General features: G+C 44.5%; 16 protein-coding genes. 1 reads left to right on the top strand and 15 read right to left on the bottom strand.

Annotation, left to right across the window (positions count from 1 at the left end; genetic code table 11):
• Positions 1–68: 68 nt before the first annotated feature.
• The 14 genes from ispG to trmJ all read right to left on the bottom strand — a co-directional run bounded on the left by ispG (position 69) and on the right by trmJ (position 12,830).
• Positions 69–1,190, bottom strand: a complete 1,122-nt coding sequence (ispG, locus tag AB6E54_RS08305) for a flavodoxin-dependent (E)-4-hydroxy-3-methylbut-2-enyl-diphosphate synthase (RefSeq protein WP_009848294.1) — start codon at positions 1,188–1,190, stop codon at positions 69–71.
• Between the two features lie 7 nt (positions 1,191–1,197).
• Positions 1,198–2,154: a cytoskeleton protein RodZ gene (gene rodZ / locus AB6E54_RS08300; RefSeq protein WP_102333718.1), complete on the bottom strand. Its 957-nt coding sequence runs from the start codon at positions 2,152–2,154 to the stop codon at positions 1,198–1,200.
• 440 nt (positions 2,155–2,594) lie between these two features.
• On the bottom strand, positions 2,595–3,737 hold the full coding sequence (locus tag AB6E54_RS08295) for a bifunctional tRNA (adenosine(37)-C2)-methyltransferase TrmG/ribosomal RNA large subunit methyltransferase RlmN (protein WP_019822113.1): 1,143 nt from the start codon (positions 3,735–3,737) through the stop codon (positions 2,595–2,597).
• Between the two features lie 441 nt (positions 3,738–4,178).
• Positions 4,179–4,613, bottom strand: coding sequence for a nucleoside-diphosphate kinase (gene ndk / locus AB6E54_RS08290; protein WP_016797173.1), 435 nt, complete (start codon positions 4,611–4,613; stop codon positions 4,179–4,181).
• A 106-nt stretch (positions 4,614–4,719) separates the two neighbouring features.
• On the bottom strand, positions 4,720–6,015 hold the full coding sequence (gene pepB, locus AB6E54_RS08285) for an aminopeptidase PepB (RefSeq protein ID WP_065584659.1): 1,296 nt from the start codon (positions 6,013–6,015) through the stop codon (positions 4,720–4,722).
• Between the two features lie 206 nt (positions 6,016–6,221).
• Entirely contained in the window at positions 6,222–6,422 is a 201-nt protein-coding gene (gene iscX, locus AB6E54_RS08280) for a Fe-S cluster assembly protein IscX (RefSeq protein ID WP_004740335.1), read from the bottom strand.
• Between the two features lie 134 nt (positions 6,423–6,556).
• Positions 6,557–6,895, bottom strand: a complete 339-nt coding sequence (gene fdx / locus AB6E54_RS08275) for an ISC system 2Fe-2S type ferredoxin (RefSeq protein ID WP_010440525.1) — start codon at positions 6,893–6,895, stop codon at positions 6,557–6,559.
• 20 nt (positions 6,896–6,915) lie between these two features.
• On the bottom strand, positions 6,916–8,766 hold the full coding sequence (hscA, locus tag AB6E54_RS08270) for a Fe-S protein assembly chaperone HscA (RefSeq protein ID WP_017062518.1): 1,851 nt from the start codon (positions 8,764–8,766) through the stop codon (positions 6,916–6,918).
• A gap of 22 nt (positions 8,767–8,788) precedes the next feature.
• The gene (gene hscB, locus AB6E54_RS08265; protein ID WP_010440522.1) at positions 8,789–9,304 is read right to left on the bottom strand and encodes a co-chaperone HscB; all 516 of its coding nucleotides are present in this window, start codon (positions 9,302–9,304) and stop codon (positions 8,789–8,791) included.
• A gap of 84 nt (positions 9,305–9,388) precedes the next feature.
• Positions 9,389–9,712, bottom strand: a complete 324-nt coding sequence (iscA, locus tag AB6E54_RS08260; protein WP_010440519.1) for an iron-sulfur cluster assembly protein IscA — start codon at positions 9,710–9,712, stop codon at positions 9,389–9,391.
• Positions 9,713–9,810: 98 nt separating this feature from the next.
• On the bottom strand, positions 9,811–10,188 hold the full coding sequence (gene iscU / locus AB6E54_RS08255; protein WP_004735094.1) for a Fe-S cluster assembly scaffold IscU: 378 nt from the start codon (positions 10,186–10,188) through the stop codon (positions 9,811–9,813).
• A 33-nt stretch (positions 10,189–10,221) separates the two neighbouring features.
• Positions 10,222–11,436 carry an IscS subfamily cysteine desulfurase gene (locus AB6E54_RS08250; RefSeq protein WP_010440514.1) on the bottom strand — a complete coding sequence of 405 codons (1,215 nt, stop codon included), beginning with the start codon at positions 11,434–11,436 and terminating at the stop codon, positions 10,222–10,224.
• 27 nt (positions 11,437–11,463) lie between these two features.
• Positions 11,464–11,985, bottom strand: a complete 522-nt coding sequence (gene iscR / locus AB6E54_RS08245; protein WP_017079865.1) for a Fe-S cluster assembly transcriptional regulator IscR — start codon at positions 11,983–11,985, stop codon at positions 11,464–11,466.
• A 116-nt stretch (positions 11,986–12,101) separates the two neighbouring features.
• Positions 12,102–12,830 (bottom strand): tRNA (cytosine(32)/uridine(32)-2'-O)-methyltransferase TrmJ, encoded by a 729-nt coding sequence (trmJ, locus tag AB6E54_RS08240; RefSeq protein ID WP_017062835.1) that lies wholly within the window; start codon positions 12,828–12,830, stop codon positions 12,102–12,104.
• 181 nt (positions 12,831–13,011) lie between these two features.
• On the opposite strand from trmJ, the gene suhB reads away from it, so the two are divergent.
• Complete coding sequence (gene suhB / locus AB6E54_RS08235; protein WP_017062836.1) at positions 13,012–13,815, top strand: inositol-1-monophosphatase; 804 nt, start codon at positions 13,012–13,014, stop codon at positions 13,813–13,815.
• Between the two features lie 260 nt (positions 13,816–14,075).
• Here suhB and secF read toward each other — a convergent pair whose 3' ends face one another.
• Positions 14,076–15,023, bottom strand: a complete 948-nt coding sequence (secF, locus tag AB6E54_RS08230; protein ID WP_004735089.1) for a protein translocase subunit SecF — start codon at positions 15,021–15,023, stop codon at positions 14,076–14,078.
• Positions 15,024–15,035: the final 12 nt, after the last annotated feature.

Genomic DNA, 15,035 nt, shown 5'->3' with positions numbered 1-15,035 from the left:
TATTTATTCCGTAATTTCTCACGACCAGGTGTTAGTGCGAATAGACAATCACACCCCATCGCGTTGTATTAATCTTCTAAGTTTTCTACATCAATGCGATTTGCTTTATCAAGCACTGACGCTTTTGCACGAATCTTAGCTTCAAGTTTGTCGACAAGGTCATCGTTGTCGAAGCGCTCTTTCTGACGCTTACCATCTTCGTAGAAGGCACTCTTACGTGCACTACCAGCTAAACCTAAGTGAGACACTTCAGCTTCACCAGGGCCGTTAACCACACAACCGATGATAGATACGTCCATTGGAGTGATCACGTCTTCTAGGCGCTCTTCAAGGGCATTAACGGTGTTAATAACATCGAACTCTTGACGAGAACAGCTCGGACACGCAATGAAGTTGATGCCACGCGAACGAATGCGCAAAGATTTAAGAATATCAAAGCCAACTTTGATCTCTTCAACCGGATCAGCCGCTAGCGATATACGCAGCGTATCGCCGATACCTTCAGAAAGAAGCATTCCTAAACCTACCGCTGACTTCACAGAGCCTGCACGCGCACCACCCGCTTCGGTAATACCAAGGTGGAGAGGTTGATCAATCTGCTTAGCCAGCAAACGGTAAGAACCGACAGCAAGGAATACATCAGAAGCCTTAACGCTGACTTTGAATTGATCAAAGTTCAGACGGTCTAGGATATCTACGTGACGCATTGCTGATTCAACAAGCGCTTCTGCTGTAGGTTCTGTGTATTTCTCTTGGATCTCTTTCTCAAGAGAACCGCCGTTAACACCAATACGAATCGGAATATTCATATCACGTGCACAATCAACAACTGAGCGGATACGGCTTTCGTTACCGATGTTACCTGGGTTGATACGCAGACAGTCAACGCCGTATTCCGCCACTTTAAGTGCGATACGGTAGTCGAAGTGAATATCAGCAACCAAAGGAACAGAGACCTGCTGCTTGATTAGCTTAAAGGCTTCAGCTGCATCCATAGTCGGTACAGATACGCGAACGATATCAGCGCCAACTTTTTCCAGAGCTCTAATTTGAGCAACGGTCGCGGCTACATCTGTTGTTCTTGTGTTGGTCATGGATTGCACAGCAATTGGTGCACCATCACCGATCGGCACATCACCCACATAAATACGGGTTGATTTGCGACGAATAATAGGAGATTCGTGTTGCATATTAACTCTAAGGTAAGGTTATTCTAGCTACTTTGCCTGAAGTATACCCAGAAAGGTCGACAGGTTCACTTGCAAATGTCATCGATACGCCTTCAGGCGCACCCAGAATCACTTTATATGGTGCAGTTCCAGAAAGATTTAATGTCTGGCCTGCTTTTTTAATGCCAGTAGATAATGTTTTGCCCGAAGCATCTTTCACTTGGATCCAACAATCAGCAGAGAACTGCATGACTAGCTCGTTAGCCACAGCTTCAGGAGCCGTGCTAGCTTCAACCGTTTCTACATTCGCAGCAGCTTCAGCAGTTGGCTCTGTCTCTGTTGCTTGTTGTGCAGGAGTTTCGTCAGCTGGAGTAACAGCACCTGAAGTATCTTCCGCATCGCTTATTGCAGCAAGGCCTTCAGTACCTTCAACAACAGAAGCACCCGCTTCGTTTTGTTCAGCTTCAATCACTTCTAAAGAGGTGAATTCAGGGGCAAGTGATTCTTCTACCGCTAGCTCTTCTGAGCTTTCAGTATTCGCTAAAGATTGAGATAGGGTGTCTTGTTGTTGGTTCTGCCACCACCAAAGTGAGGAGATACCCGCAATGACCGCAAAAATACTCCAAGTCAGGATCATAATACGGCTGTTGTGCTTCTCGGTTTTGGTCTTACGAGAAAAGCTCAACATTTCTTGCTCTTGATGCTGAGCATCACCGGCATGATGCAGCGCACTCAATACGACTTTTTCGTCAAGATTGACGTATTTCGCGTATGAACGAATATAGCCACGCATAAACGTCGCCACTTGATCTGACTCGAATTGGTTTTCTTCAATTTGTTGGATCAGCGTAACGCGAAGTTTCAAGCGATCAGAAATCTGCTTTTGCGTTAAACCAAGAGATTCTCGTTTGTTCTTAAGCAGCGTTCCCGCTTCCAAAGCTGGAGCTACGGTTTCTTGCGTTTGTGTATCTTGTTCTGTGTTCATAGAGAGTGAACTTCTAAAGTATTATCGCAGGTTGAGGAGAGCGTTTTCTTATTGTCGTTTAAGCTCAATCTAACAACCCACGTTATGTGGAATTTTTCCTGCTATCTAAATCATCAACCCTTAAAGGCGAACATCATTCATTTGTTATGGATGACCTTCTCAGGAAGCTAGTTTATCAAGTAGCCAACCTAAATAGACATATTGATGATCAGTAGCAAGCGAGCACTTAAATTAATTTAAGATTAGTTAATCATAAGCTAATGCCATTACAAGGCAAAAACACTTTAAACAAAATTTACCGTCAGCTCATGGTTTTGTCCAAAATTTGACGAAAAATGTAAGAAAGCGTGGGCAAGAAGTCCAAAAAATCAAAAACTGTACCCCAGAAAAGCAACAAGCCAGAAGTAGGACTTCTGGCTTGTTTAGGTTCTAATCGCGTTTTATACCGCTTTTACTTCAATCACACCACCGGCAATCAAGTTCGCTTCAGAGGCTGCTTTGATCATTTTGGTACGTTTGGTTCTATCAATCACATCACCGACTAACTGACCACACGCGGCATCAATATCATCACCACGAGTCTTACGAACGGTTACTGTGTAGTTGTATTCCATCAGCGTTTTTTGGAAGCGATCAATACGAGAGTTGCTTGGCTTCTTATAAGGCGACCCCGGGTAAGGGTTGAATGGAATCAAGTTGATCTTACAAGGCGTCTCTTTCATTAGCTCAGCAAGTTCACGTGCGTGGTCCATATCATCATTCACATGATCCAATAACACGTACTCAACCGTTACTTTACCGCGGTTAGCATTTGAAGATGCAATGTAACGACGAACAGATGCTAGGAAGTCTTGGATATCCCAACGGTCGTTGATCGGCATGATTTGGCTACGTAGTGCATCGTTTGGCGCATGTAGAGAAATAGCCAATGCGACATCGATGTTGTCTGTCATTTGGTCAAGGCCAGAAACAACACCAGAAGTTGATACGGTTACACGACGCTTAGACAGTGCGAAACCTAGATCATCAAGCATGATTTCTAATGATGGCATTAGGTTCTTCATGTTCAATAGAGGCTCGCCCATACCCATCATTACAACGTTAGTAATTGGACGACGACCGGTTTCTTTTTCTAGGCCGATTTCGCGAGATGCACGCCAGATTTGGCCAACAATCTCTGAAACTTTTAGGTTACGGTTGAAGCCTTGTTGAGCTGTAGAACAGAACTTACATTCAAGTGCACAACCAACCTGTGAAGATACACATAGCGTCGCACGGTCACCATCTGGGATGTATACCGTTTCAACGTCTTGGTCGCCAACGCTCATCGCCCATTTAATTGTGCCATCTGAAGAGTGTTGAGCTTCAGAAACAACAGGTGCAACAATCTCACAGCGACGTTGAAGTTTCTCACGTAACTTTTTGTTGATGTTATTCATTTGTTCGAAGTCATCGACACCGAAGTGATAAATCCACTTCATCACTTGCTCTGCTCGAAACGCTTTCTCATTCAGTTCTTCTGTGAAAAATTTACGAAGACCTTTACGATCAAAATCGAGTAGATTGACTTTAGCTGTGGTCATGATGCCTCTCAATGACGGAACAATAATTAAGGGCGCGAATTGTACAGGCTTTACGCAACTTCAACAAGCATTGTAAAACCCTGTGTTTATTAAGACATTCAAACTTAAGCGATTAAAATTTGAACAATTGTGTTTATCGGCCTGATATTAGCCAATTTAAACAAAGATTCCCGATTACACCCCTTCGTCGCTTTCGGGAATGACGTAAATAATCACCAATTGCTCGATAATATTTACCACGAGATGGTTGCTCCAAAGTTCCCCGTCATTCCAGAACTGAGGAACGAAGTATCTGGAATCTCCAATAACAAAAACAGATTCCCGATTACGCTCCTTCGTCGCTTTCGAGAATGACGACTAAATTGATTATCGAGAGCGTAAAATCCACTTACAAAAAAGGCCTCACCGAAGTGAAGCCTTTAGAATAATTTGCAGTGCCGATTATTGAGCTGGGCGTGGGCAAATTTCAGATTCTGGGAAGAAGAATTCGATTTCGCGAGCTGCAGACTCAGGGCTGTCGCTGCCGTGAACTGAGTTGTAACGCATGCTGATTGCGTAGTCAGCACGGATAGTACCGCATGCCGCTTCTTCTGGGTTTGTTTTACCCATAAGTTCACGGTAACGAGCGATAGCGTTTTCGCCTTCAAGCACTTGAACCATGATAGGACCAGAAGTCATAAACTCTTTAAGAGCTGGGAAGAACTCTTTGCCTTCATGTTCAGCGTAGAAGCCACTCGCTTGCTCTTCAGTAAGACGAACCATTTTAGCAGCAATAATTTCTAGGCCTGCTTTTTCGATACGGTGGTAGATTTCACCAACAAGGTTACGCTTAACTGCATCCGGCTTAACAATTGAGAACGTTCTTTCTAGAGCCATAGGGATTCCTTCACTTCATTTTTTTGTTATTAAATACTGAAATTACTGAGATCTTTCGATCTGAGCTTTATGAATGAGCGGCACAAAATACCGCTCACCCTTATTATTATTTTGCTTGGTCGATAAGAAGACGAGCCAGTGTGCGAACGCCCATACCCGTTGCGCCTGCCGCCCACTTGTCACTTGCTGACTTACGGTAAGTACCCGCGCAATCCATATGAATCCAACCTTTTTTGTAATCATCTACAAAGTAAGAAAGGAATGCCGCTGCTGTACTTGCACCCGGTGTGTAATCGCCTGTGCTGATGTTTGAAAGATCAGCAAAGTTTGAAGGCAACATACCACGGTGGAAATCAGCAAGAGGCAGTGGCCATAAGCCTTCTTTCTCTTGGTTTGCCGCTGTTAGCGCTTGGTGAGACAACTCATCATCGAAGCTTAATAGTGCGTGGTAGTCGTTACCTAATGCGTTTTTAGCCGCGCCTGTTAGCGTTGCACAGTCGATGATCAGCTCAGGGCTTTGTGCACTTGCGTACATCAGGCCATCAGCTAGCACTAAGCGACCTTCCGCATCAGTGTTCATGATCTCAACTGTTTTACCGTTTTTGTAGGTAATGATATCGCCAAGCTTCAATGCGCGACCAGAGATCATGTTCTCTGCGCAACATAGAATAAGCTTGATGCGCTTGTTAAGACCGCGTTCAATCGCAAGACCTAAACCACCAGTAATCGTTGCTGCGCCACCCATGTCAGCTTTCATCGCTGTCATGAATTGGCCTGGCTTGATACTGTAACCGCCCGAATCGAACGTAATACCTTTACCGACTAAACAAGCAAATACAGGTGCGTTTTCATCGCCTGTTGGGTTGAAGTCCAGTTGCAGCATTGCTGATGTACGCTCAGAGCCACGGCCGACCGCGTAGATGCCTTCCCAACCTTCGGTTAGTAGATCCTTGTCTTTAACAATCTTCGCTTTAACAGTGCCCGCTGGTGCCACTGACTTGATGTATTCTGCAGCCATTGTCGCAAGTTGACGAGGTGCCACTTCTTCAGCGGTTTTATTGATAATGTCACGCGTCCAGTCAGTTGCGCGAATACGAGCTTCAAGCTCAGTTTGATCGGCTTCTGAAAGTGCATCCCATTCCAATGCATTCTTTTTCTTTGGTCCACGGTAGCCTTGGTAGAAAGCCCAAACGCTTTCTAGATCCCAACCTTCACCACGAAGTGAAACGAATGCGATACCTTGTCCGTCAAGCGTACGACCCGCACGTTGAACTGCGCCTAGATCGTGGCCTTCACCAATGTGAATTGTCGCTCCCGCTTCTGAGAACGATAAAATAGCTCTTGCTCCCCACTGAGGCTGGGCAGCTTCTTGACTTAAAAATACTGGCATCTGTGTAGACATGATTTCTCCTTGTCATGAACCACTTCGAGAGTGTGATTCTGATTATTTTTTATTAGCTCACTGATGTTAGCATTATGTAGGAGGAAAATGTCATTTTGATAAAAAAACGGACCATAAGGTCCGCTTTTTTTAGTAAGAATTGTTAACTTGGCTGCGTTTTATATTGGACTGATGCCAACCCGCGACCAAATCATCAGATAAGAGGATTAATCCATCTCATCCATCCAGCACAAAATAATAGCCTCTAAGATTTTTTCATTCGAGTGGTTAGGCTCGTCGTCGAACTCTTCAAGGTCTAGCACCCATTGATGCAGATCGGTAAAACGTACCGTTTTAGGATCAGTATCAGGGTACAAATCACATAGCTCAATTGCGATATCTCGCGAATCAATCCACTTCAAGCTCATAACACTTCCTTATATTTATCAGCGACGCTCTGTCACCTTTATGATCTATATTCTAGGCCAGTTTTCTTAGTATGTTTGTCTAAGCAATAACTCTCTCAGTCATCGCTGTATTAGCCATGACTGAGAACAGGTTCTTAATGGTCTTCAGAAGCCAGGTTCAACGTGTACTTTGGAATCTCTACAACAAGATCCGTATCAGCCACTTTAGCTTGGCAACCCAAGCGAGATTCCATCTCTAAGCCCCATGCTTTATCTAGCATGTCGTCTTCTAGATCATCACTCTCTTCTAAAGAATCAAAACCTTCACGAATCACAACGTGACATGTTGTACATGCACACGATTTTTCACATGCGTGTTCAATACCAATACCGGCCTTCAATGCAACATCAAGAACCGTCTCACCAGTTTTTGCTTCTAAAACAGCGCCTTCTGGACATAGATCTTCGTGAGGTAAAACAATAATCTTTGGCATGTTTATCTATTCTCTAACTATTAAATATTATCGACTGACTGACCTGACAGTGCAGCACGAATTGATTTATCCATACGACGAGAAGCAAAGTCTTGGCTCGCTTTGTCGGTATTCTTAATTTCTAGTTCAATAGCATCAGCGTTGTCGCCATTACGCACTTCAATCAGTGCTTCAATCGCTTGAACAAGTTGTTGTTTGCCTTGCTCATCAAGTAGCTCGTCACCGTCGGCTTGCATTGCAGCGATAAGGCCTTCGATAACGCGATCCGCTTCTACGCGTTGCTCAGCAAGAGCACGCGCTTGCATGTCTTCTTTTGCAAACGTCATCGAATCTTTCAGCATGCTAGCCACTTCGTTGTCGCTTAGACCGTAAGAAGGCTTAACTTGGATTTCAGCTTGAACGCCAGTGCTCTTCTCCATTGCGGTAACTGATAGCAGGCCATCAGCATCCACTTGGTAAGTAACACGAATATGAGCAGCACCTGCAGTCATCGGCGGGATGCCTTTCAGAGCAAATCGAGCCAGTGAACGACAGTCATCAACCATCTCACGCTCGCCTTGCACGGTGTGTACTGTCATTGCAGTTTGACCGTCTTTGAACGTGGTAAACTCTTGTGCACGAGCAACTGGGATCGTGGTATTACGAGGGATGATCTTTTCGACTAAGCCACCCATGGTTTCGATACCCAGTGACAGAGGGATAACATCCAATAGCAGCATCTCAGAGTCAGGCTTGTTGCCAACTAAGATATCCGCTTGAATCGATGCGCCAATCGCAACCACTTCATCAGGGTTAATACTGGTTAATGGAGTACGACCAAAGAAGCCACCGACCATTTCACGAACAAGTAAGGTACGAGTTGAACCACCTACCATCACGACTTCTAGTACTTCATCCGCGTCAACTTCCGCATCTTTCAGTGCTCGGCGGCACGAAAGCAGCGTTTTCTTAACTAGTGGCTTGATGATCTCTTCGAACTCTTCACGAGTTAAAGAGCCAGACCAACCTAGTGCTTCAACATTAACGCTTTCAGCTTCAGATAAGCCAATCTTCGCTTCTGTTGCTGCGTCTAGAAGAATACGGTTCTGTTCTGCTGTCAGCTCTAACAAGCCCATTTGCTCTTGGAAATGATCCGCAATTAAATGGTCAAAGTCATCGCCGCCTAATGCAGAGTCACCACCGGTTGCTAAAACTTCGAAGACACCTTTAGACAGGCGTAGGATAGAGATATCAAACGTACCACCGCCTAAGTCATAAACAGCGATTACCCCTTCTTTACCTGAATCCAAGCCATAAGCAATCGCAGCTGCAGTGGGTTCATTAAGAAGACGTAACACATGAAGACCAGCAAGTTGCGCTGCGTCTTTGGTACCTGCACGTTGTGCATCATCAAAGTACGCAGGGACGGTAATCACGGCACCAGCCAATTCACCACCTAACGTCGACTCAGCACGTTGACCGAGTGCACGAAGAATATCTGCAGATACTTGAATTGGGTTCTTATTTCCTTGCGCTGTGTTAATCACAGGCAGGCCATTATCACTTTCTTCAAACTGATATGGCAGAGATGGGTATCGCTGTTGAATATCTGACAGTGAACGACCGATTAATCGCTTAACTGAGATAATGGTATTTTTAGGATCAGTTTGTGCATTTACACGCGCTTCATCACCAGTGGTGTACGACTCTGACTGATAGTGAACAACGGAAGGGAGAATACTGCGACCTTGTTGATCAACAAGCGTGCTTGCCTCACCACTGCGCACTGACGCAACCAATGAGTTTGTTGTACCTAAATCAATACCCACTGCAAGCTTGTGCTGGTGAGGAGCGGCGCTTTGCCCTGGTTCTGCAATCTGAAGTAGTGCCATGGATGTGTCCTTGTTATACGAGCTAGCCGATCAAACGATCTTCAACTAACTCGATTTCATTCTTTAATTTTGCAATAAACTTAAGCTTTCTTACTCGGTCTGCAGCTTCTAACCAAGCTTCGCTGTCGAGTTCTTGTTGGATAGCGCTTAATTGTTGTTTATACATTTTGCTAACCTTTCCTTCAAATGCAAACAAAGCATCTTCAGGATCAGAACTGTCGGCGATATCTTCCAGCTCTTCACGCAATTCCATTTGCTCCATCAGGAACATAGGATCTTGCATAGTCTGCTGCTCACCACGAATATCCTCACCATGTTGAACTAACAGGTATTCAGCGCGGCTGACTGGATTTTTCAACACCTGGTACGCATCATTGATTTGCGCAGCTTTTTGCACAGCCAGCAAGCGATCTCGCTCAGAAGCCGTGGCAAATTTATCAGGGTGGAATTGGCGTTGCAGATCTCTAAACTGAGAAGAAAGAAGGCTACCATCCAGTTGAAACTGAAGTGGTAGCCCAAATAATTCGAAATGATTCATGTAACGGTGGTCCTAAGTTTAGGCTCTTTACTTAGAGCCTAATTTTATTCTTCGCTCATTATAAACGCTCAACGATTGAGGCGTTTATACATTGAAGCTCTCACCACAACCACATTCGCCTTTCGCGTTAGGGTTGTTGAATTCAAAACCTTCGTTTAGGCCTTCTTTTACGTAATCAAGCTCAGTACCGTCTAGGTAAACTAGGCTTTTTGGATCAATGATGACCTTAACACCTGAATGCTCGAACACTTCGTCTTCTTCGTTGAGCTCGTCAACGAATTCCAGTACATACGCCATACCCGAACAGCCAGTAGTTTTTACCGCTAAGCGCAACCCGATACCTTTACCTCGGTTATCTAGGAAAGCTTGAACTCGGCTTGCTGCCGTATCTGTCATGGTGATGGCCATACTACAACCTTGTGTTTTATATAAATTGAGAACTCAGGGGGAGCACAAAGGGTGCTCCCAAATATTACTTTTTTGAAGTGATTACGTTGTAGAAACGATTAGTGCTTCTTTTTGTAATCCGCAACCGCTGCTTTGATTGCATCTTCAGCAAGAATTGAACAGTGAACTTTCACTGGTGGCAACTCTAGCTCTTCTGCGATTTCAGAGTTTTTAATAGCAGCTGCTTCATCAATACTTTTACCTTTAACCCACTCAGTGACTAGTGAGCTAGAAGCGATTGCGCTACCGCAACCGTAAGTCTTGAATTTTGCGTCTTCAATAATACCTTCTGCAGATACTTTGATTTGCAGTTTCATTACGTCACCACAAGCTGGTGCGCCAACCATGCCGCTACCTACACTTGGATCTTCTTTATCAAACGAACCTACGTTACGTGGGTTTTCGTAGTGATCAATTACTTTTTCGCTATATGCCATGATAGTTACCTCGAATCCTCTATTTCCGTGAGATTAGTGATGAGCCCACTCAACAGTGTTCAAATCAATCCCTTCTTTATACATATCCCATAGAGGAGACATGTCGCGTAATTTATTTACTGCTACACGGATTTGTGCAATCGCGTAGTCGATTTCTTCTTCCGTAGTGAAACGGCCGAATGAAAAACGTACTGAGCTGTGTGCCAGTTCATCGTTTAAGCCAAGAGCGCGTAAAACGTATGAAGGCTCAAGACTCGCTGATGTACATGCAGAACCTGATGATACCGCTAAGTCTTTTAAAGACATAAGCAGAGATTCACCTTCAACGAAAGCAAAGCTCACGTTTAGGTTATGTGGTACACGTTGATCTAAGTCGCCATTTACCGTTACTGCTTCTAGATCTTGAACCCCTTTCAATAGACGCTCGCGAAGTGCTAGTGCGTGGTCATAATCTTTCTGCATGTCTTGTTTAGCGACAGCAAAAGCTTCACCCATACCCACGATTTGGTGAGTAGCAAGCGTACCAGAACGGAAACCACGTTCGTGACCTCCACCGTGCATCTGTGCTTCAAGACGAATACGTGGCTTACGACGAACGTACAAAGCACCAATGCCTTTAGGGCCGTATGCTTTGTGTGCAGAAAGAGAGATAAGGTCAACTTTCATCTCTTTTACATCTAGTGGGATTTTACCCGCAGACTGAGCCGCATCAACGTGGAAGATGATCTTGCGTGAACGACATAATTCGCCGATTGCAGAGATATCTTGGATTACACCAATCTCGTTGTTTACGTGCATGATAGAAACAAGAACCGTATCTTCACGCATTGCTGCTTGTAGCTTGTCTAAATCAATGATGCCGTTTGCTTCAGGCTCAAGGTAAGTCACCTCAAAACCTTCACGCTCTAGTTGGCGACATGGATCAAGAACCGCTTTATGTTCTGTTTTACACGTGATTACGTGCTTACCTTTCTTCTCGTAAAAGTGCGCTGCACCTTTGATAGCAAGGTTGTCTGACTCTGTAGCACCTGACGTGAAAACAATCTCACGTGGGTCTGCATTTAGTAGATCGGCAATTTGCTCACGAGCATTATCTACTGATTCTTCTGCCTGCCAGCCGTAACGGTGTGAACGAGATGCAGGGTTACCGAAGTTACCGTCCATCGTCATGCACTGAACCATTTTTTCAGCAACACGTGGATCGACTGGGCATGTAGCTGAATAGTCAAAGTAAATAGGCAGTTTCATTTTCTACTCCAATGTAAAAACTGACCGCTAAGAGCGGGCATTAACACCGTGAGGTGCTGCACTAATCGTTGTAGTGCTCGTATTTTTATGTGCAAAACCATTATTAACCGCAAGATCGATATCTTGACGATCAGAAATCTGTAAAACTTCGTTATCTTTCATTAGCTCACCGAGCGTAATGTCATTTAAGAAGCTGCTGATTCGGGAGCTTAAATCACGCCAAAGAGTGTGAGTTAAACAACGACTGCCACCTTGGCAATCTGCTCGACCGTGACACTTAGTTGCATCAACTGATTCGTCTACTGCAGCAATTACAGTTCCGACAGCGATGTCGCTCGCTTCAGCACCTAAACGGTAACCACCGCCAGGACCACGAACACTAGCAACTAAGCCAGCTTTACGTAACTTAGAAAATAGCTGTTCTAAGTAAGATAATGAGATGCCCTGTCGCTCTGAAATATCAGCCAGAGGAACTGGGCTTTTTTGCGAATGCAGTGCTACATCTAGCATAGCTGTTACCGCATATCTTCCTTTAGATGTAAGTTTCATATCACACCGAATCCACATTGTTTATGTGGTTGGAATCTTCCCATACCTGACTAAATTGGTCAAGTATTTAGTTGACTATTTTAGTCAAGTATTCACCCTTGGGGTTTGTGTGGTTTTTATTTGTCGTTTTTGCTCTTCTCAATTGAAGTCAAAATGCCGCGTAGAGTGTTGATCTCTTGCAACTCTGGACGAGCTCGACTGAACAGACGACGTAGTTTATTCATCACCTGACCTGGCTTATCCTTAGAGATAAATTGGGTATCAATGATCACTTTTTCAAGGTGCTCATAGAACATTTCTAGTTCTTCGTGACGAGGGTACTCATCTTGTTGCTGTGGCTGATATTGGCTAGCGACCATATCAAGGTGAGCTACACGCACTTCGTAGCTCAGAGTCTGCACTGCCATTGCTAGGTTTAGCGAGCTGTATTCAGGGTTAGCTGGGATACATACATGGAAGTGGCACTTCTGAAGCTCATCGTTAGTCAAGCCAGTACGTTCACGGCCGAACACTAATGCGACTGGGTGCTTTTGACCTTCAATCGCAAACTTTTGTCCACACTCACGAGGCTCAAGCATTGGCCATTCAAGCGTACGTGAACGTGCACTCGAACCAACCACCAAACCACAGTCTTTTACGGCTTCGTCTAATGTAGAAACGATGGTCGCGTTTTCTGCGATGTCACCTGCACCCGCAGCCAGTGCTAAGGTCTGCTCGTCAACTTCACATTGAGGGTCTACAAGAACTAATTGACTCAAACCCATCACTTTCATTGCGCGAGCTGCTGATCCGATATTTCCCGAATGAGACGTACCAACCAGAACGACTTTTACATTGTCTAACATGCTATATGACACCACTTTAAAAATAATCGCGAGATATTAACACATAGCAAAGTAAAATGGTCAGACCCTTCGCGTAATGTGAAACCAAGAGTTCAAAAAATAACCACTTCCCTTTTGGTAAAACTTTGGTATACTCGCCGCCGCTTTAAATTGTTCTTTAACATCTTGTGGGAAAAACCATATGCATCCAATGCTAAACATTGCGATACGCGCTGCGCGTAAAGCTGGCAACCATATTGCTAAATCTCTAGAAACAACTGATAAGATCGAATCGTCTCTAAAAGGTAACAACGATTACGTTACTAACATTGCTCAAGAAGCTGAGTACATGATCATTGAGACAATCAAAGCATCTTACCCAGAGCACAGCATTATTTCTGAAGAGAAAGGCCTGACTGAAGGTAAAGACTCTGATGTACAATGGATCGTTGACCCACTGGATGGCACCAACAACTTTGTAAAAGGTTTCCCTCACTTCTCTGTATCTATCGCTGTTCGCATGAACGGTCGTACAGAAGTTGCTTGTGTTTATGACCCAATGCTAAACGAGCTATTCACAGCTCAACGTGGCGCTGGCGCTCAACTTAACAACGCTCGTATGCGTGTTACTCAACTAAAAGACCTTCAAGGTACTGTTCTAGCGACTGGTTTCCCATTCAAGCAAAAACAACACTCTGAATCTTTCATGAAGATCATCTCTGGTCTATTCATCGACTGTGCTGATTTCCGTCGTACAGGTTCTCCTGCTCTTGACCTATGTTACCTAGCAGCTGGCCGTGTTGATGGTTACCTAGAACTTGGCCTTAAGCCATGGGATCTAGCAGCTGGCGATCTAATCGCTCGTGAAGCTGGTGCTATCATGACTGACTTTGCTGGCGGTACTGATTACATGACTTCTGGTAATGTTGTTGCTTCAAGCGCACGTGGTGTTAAGTCTATTCTTAAGCACGTTCGTGAGAACGCTAACGAAGGTATGCTGAAGTAATTCAGAACTTACGTTAACGCTCCCTGTTTTAAGGGCGCATAGAAATTCCAAAGCCTCGCTATATAGCGAGGCTTTTTTGTATCTGCGATACGAGATACGAGATACGAGATACGAGATACGAGAATGGTGGTTCTTAGTGACAGTACGTCCAACTCAATTCGCCAATAAATTGCGTTGAGCTTCCCCATTAAATTTAGACGTAAAAAAACCGCTAGTTGCCTAGCGGTTTTTTTGGTTCAGCGAAAATTGTAAGCCAAGGCCTAAGGCATTTCGTCAAACTCTTCACCTTCTTTATCCACTTGTGGTGGCATTAGGTGTTCACGCGTAATACCCAACTTCATAGCGAGTGCAGATGCAACGTAGATAGAAGAATAAGTACCAACAGTAATACCCAATAGAAGTGCAGTCGCGAAGCCGTGAATCATAGCACCGCCCTGAGCGAACAGCGCGATAACTACGAATAACGTTGTACCAGAAGTGATTAATGTACGGCTCAATGTTTGTGTGATTGAGCTGTTCAGTACTTCAGGTGCTTCACCCTTACGCATCTTACGGAAGTTCTCACGAATACGGTCAAATACGACTATGGTATCGTTGAGGGAGTAACCGACGACCGTTAGCAAGGCTGCTACGATGGTAAGATCCACCTCAATTTGCATTAGAGAGAACACACCCAGAGTGATGATAACGTCGTGCGCCAGTGCTAATACCGCACCTGCTGCCAAACGCCATTCAAATCGCACTGACACATAGATCAAGATACAGATCAGAGAAACAAGGATAGCAAGGCCACCCGCTTCTGTTAGCTCGTCACCCACATTAGGGCCAACGAACTCGATACGACGCATCTCAACTTGCTCACCAGTACCATCTTTAATTGCAGACAGGATCTGGTTACCAAGCGTTTCGCCAGCAACACCGTCACGTGGACGTAAACGAACCATTACCTCACGTGCAGAACCAAAGTTCTGTACCGTTGCATCACCGAAACCTTCCGCTTCTAGTGCACTACGGATATCAGGTAGGTTTGCTGGTTGCTCAAAACCCACTTCAATCAGGGTACCACCGGTAAAATCTAGACCCCAGTTCAACGATTTCGTTGTTAAGGTAAAGATGGCAGTACCAATCATCAAAATTGAGAATAAAAAGGCAACCTTTGACCAACGCATAAAGTCGATCATTTTTTCTGCTTTTAGAATCTGAAACATATTAATTCCTAG

Origin of the sequence: Vibrio sp. 10N.247.311.49 (assembly GCF_041467655.1) — a bacterium.
Classification (GTDB): Bacteria; Pseudomonadota; Gammaproteobacteria; order Enterobacterales; family Vibrionaceae; genus Vibrio; species Vibrio crassostreae_C.
Note: the sequence above shows the minus strand (reverse complement) of the source record. Positions and strands in the feature narration are given on the sequence as shown.